Source organism: Granulosicoccus sp. 3-233, assembly GCF_052681095.1.
The window spans coordinates 1-1,561 of record NZ_JBQYLE010000046.1 but is presented as its reverse complement, the minus strand read 5'-3'; the positions used below and the strand labels follow the sequence as shown (position 1 = coordinate 1,561).

2 protein-coding genes are annotated in these 1,561 nt (G+C 52.3%); both read left to right on the top strand.

All coding sequences use genetic code 11. The features are described 5' to 3' along the window. The coding region (locus ACUNV4_RS30335) for a hypothetical protein (RefSeq protein WP_430882423.1) at window positions 1–259 on the top strand (259 nt) is incomplete at its 5' end. After that, entirely contained in the window at window positions 201–1,481 is a 1,281-nt protein-coding gene (locus tag ACUNV4_RS30330) for an IS5 family transposase (RefSeq protein WP_430882422.1), read from the top strand. The genes ACUNV4_RS30335 and ACUNV4_RS30330, both read left to right, overlap by 59 nt. Window positions 1,482–1,561 lie beyond the last annotated feature (80 nt).

Sequence of the window (1,561 nt, the reverse complement as noted above, 5' to 3'; positions counted from 1 at the left end):
GTTCGACCTGTATAACTCGTTTGAGCCTATAAAACTAGTGGTTCTGGCGCTAATCGTCTTCAGGAAATTGCAGCTTTTTGATATTATAGGGCCTAAAGGTTGTAATTTCGGACCACAAAATGAAGCCAAAACCAGATCCATCGTTACTGGGCGCACAGGCAAAGTTGTTCGAGGATTCCGGGCCTGCTCTGGTGGATTTCATCAACATGAAGAATTCACTGGTTCGGCTGGCAGATTCGTTCCAGTGGGAGATATTTGAAGATCACTGGCGAGGCCTGTTCAGCACAGCCGGCGGCCCAATGGCCAATTCCGGCAGGCGCGTTGCTGGTCTGTTGATGCTCAAGCACATGGAAGCCTTGTCTGACGAGCGACTGATGCAGGTCTGGGTGATGAACCCCTATTTCCAGTACTTTTGTGGTGAAACCCATTTCCAGCATCGTTCGCCAGCCGATCCCACCTCGTTGATTCGTTGGCGCAAGCGCTTGGGTGAAGAAGGCATGGAGTGGTTGCTGACAACCGTGGTGGAGAGCGCAGTGAGCAGCGGGGTGGTAGAACGACGAGACTCTGCTGATGTTTGTGTCGATTCCACGGTGATGGAAAAGAATATTGCTTACCCCACCGACAGCGCTCTTCTGGAGAAGCTGCGGGTGAGACTTGTAGAATTCATGAAAAGGAGTGAGCTGAAGATCCGGCAAACCTACTCGCGACAGGGGCCGAGACTTTCACAGCAAGTGGGTCGTTTTGCACATGCCAAGCAGTACAAGCGCATGCGTAGGGCATTGCGTAAACTCAGAGGTTTCGCAGGCCGCTTGCAGCGAGAACTGGAACGGCAATTGGCGCAGGTGCCTGAAGCGATGAGAGAAGAAGCTCAGGATCTGATCGCACTGTCCAGACGTTTTCTTGGGCAGCTGAAAGACCGGAAAACCAAGAACAAAATATATTCGTTGCACGAGCAGCACGTCGACTGCATCTCCAAGGGAAAGGCACGGAAGCGCTATGAATTCGGTACCAAGGTTGGCATAGTCTGCACGCAGAAAGATGGCTTCGTCACCGAGATGCGCAGTTATCCGGGCAACCCGTATGACGGGCATACGCTTGATGACATGCTCGAGCAATCGGAAATAATCTGTTCGGTCAAACCCCGGACAGTGGCTGTGGATCTGAGTTATCGCGGAAGGCATGACACCAAAGCAGATGTGATCCATCGCGGGAGAAAGCTGACCAAGCGACAGAAGGCTCGACTGCGGCGACGTAGTGGCCAGGAGGCAATGATTGGCCATATGAAAAATGACGGTTTACTGGAGCGTTGTCATTTGACGGGCAAGGAAGGCGGCGCTATACATGCCATCCTGTGCGGCATCGGGCATAATTTAAGGAAAATGCGGGCCTACTGGGTACGGCTTCTTCTTTTCCTCTGGATTTGCCTGCAGTCATTGCCAAGAATGCTCACAAAACCTCAAATGCGCCAGGTATGGACGTAAATTGCGTTGAATCCTGATCCCGCCTTACGTAGGCGAGGTTCTGTCGGCCCAAATAGGGAGCAGTTGCTCAGGTCGAACTA